The following is a 1,298-nucleotide window of genomic DNA, read 5'->3' as shown; positions in this document are numbered from 1 at the left end:
GCCGCGGCCAACCGGAGCAGCGGCGGCGGCGCGACCGGCAGCGCAGGCGCCGGCCTCGGCGGCGGCTACATTAGCGGCGAGGGCTGGGCGGTCCCGGCCAGCGGACGAATTACCGACGGCTTCGGACCTCGCCCGGTGATCTGCGGTAGCAGCGGCTGCAGCAAGGGGTTCCACAGCGGCACCGACATGGGCGCCGGCTGCGGCGCCCCGATTTATGCGGCCCACGACGGCACGGTCTCCTACGCCGGCCCCAGCGGGACGTACGGCAACTACGTCCAGATCAACAATGGCGGAGGGGTATCGACCGGCTACGCGCACATCCGCTCCGGCGGGATCTTCGTCTCGAACGGCCAGCAGGTTTCGGCCGGCCAGAACATCGCCAGCGTGGGGATGACCGGCGCGGCCGACGGCTGCCACCTGCACTTCGAGGTGCGCATTAACGGCTCCCAGATCAATCCGCAGCCGTTCATGGCCGACAGGGGAGCACCACTTGGCTAACCGGGCCACCGGGCCGCGGCTGATACCGGCCGGCCTGTTCGCGATCGGGGCGATCGGGGCGGTCGCGGCATCCGCCGGACTCGTCGCGCCGGCCGCGTTCGCCGACCAGGGGTATCCCAGCTGGGATGACGTGCAGAAGGCCAAGCAGAGCGAGGCCACCAAGCAGGCCGAGATCGTGAAGATCACCGCGCTGCTCGTCGGGCTGCAGACCGCGGCGGCCGATTCGTCGAAGGCGTCGCAGATCGCGGCCGAGGCCTACCGGGTGTCCCAGGACGACCTCGAGGCCGCGACGGCACGGGAGGCGAGCCTGGCGAAGCAGGCCGAGGCCGCGAAGGCCCGCGCCGCCACCTCGAAGCTGCGTGCCGGGCTGATGGCCGCGCACCTGGCCAAGACCGGCGCCCAGGATCTGTCGCTGAACCTCTTCCTCAACGGCCGAAAGGCGGACGACCTGCTCGCTCAGCTCGGCACCGCCAGCAAGCTGGGCGAGCAGTCCGAGACCATCTACCGCCAGGCCCTGCAGGACACGAACACCGCAGAGTCGCTCGGCGACCAGGCGGGCGCGGCGAAGACCGAGCGCACCCGGCTCAGCGCCGCGGCGATGGCCAGGTTCGACGAGGCCAACGTCGCCGCCCAGGCCGCCGAGGCAGCCCTCGAAGCCGAACAGAGGAAGTCCAACGACCTGTTCGAGCAGCTCGCCCTGCTCAAGGACACCACAGCGGAGACCGAACGGTCCTACCAGGCCGGGCAGGATGCCGCGGCCGCGGCCGCGGCCCTGGCCCGCGCCCAGGCGGCGGCGGCGG

Annotated in this window: 1 protein-coding gene and 1 pseudogene; both read left to right on the top strand. The window is 72.0% G+C overall.

Going from position 1 to position 1,298, the window contains the following annotated elements; all coding sequences use genetic code 11:
• Window positions 1–498 (top strand): M23 family metallopeptidase (locus E3O19_RS00010; protein ID WP_134564594.1); only part of this gene is annotated, 498 nt, incomplete at its 5' end.
• Window positions 491–1,298 (top strand): annotated as a pseudogene (locus E3O19_RS00005) (NlpC/P60 family protein); the annotation flags it as partial. The gene E3O19_RS00010 and the pseudogene E3O19_RS00005, both read left to right, overlap by 8 nt.

Source organism: Cryobacterium algoritolerans (genome assembly GCF_004402785.1).
Classification (GTDB): domain Bacteria; phylum Actinomycetota; class Actinomycetes; order Actinomycetales; family Microbacteriaceae; genus Cryobacterium; species Cryobacterium algoritolerans.
The sequence above is the reverse complement of the archived record's forward strand: the minus strand, read 5'-3'. Positions and strand labels throughout refer to the sequence as shown.